We start from the raw sequence: 267 nt of genomic DNA on the forward strand, positions 1-267 counted from the left end.
GATACCTTTCAGCAGTGAGTATCCCCACACAGTGGGGACGCTGTAGTACTCCGGTACGCGCGCGTCCCACACTAGATTCTTGAACGCACCAATGTGTGCGTGATCGCGAAGTCCACCTACGTGGCGACCCTGTGCACTTTTTCCGGAAGTGCTGCCAGCACATGCACCTGGGATGACAATAGGAAAATCAACCTGATAGCTTTTTTGACTTTCAAGCGATATCAGCGCCGCACTGTAGATGTCTGGGCTGACCCCTCCAAAAAGTTC

General features: G+C 52.8%; 1 protein-coding gene. It reads right to left on the reverse strand.

Annotation, left to right across the window (positions count from 1 at the left end; genetic code table 11):
* Nucleotides 1-267 (reverse strand): hypothetical protein (locus RVY79_RS19910; RefSeq protein ID WP_317466302.1); only part of this gene is annotated, 267 nt, incomplete at both ends.

This window comes from Chromohalobacter sp. HP20-39, assembly GCF_033052815.1.
GTDB lineage: Bacteria > Pseudomonadota > Gammaproteobacteria > Pseudomonadales > Halomonadaceae > Chromohalobacter.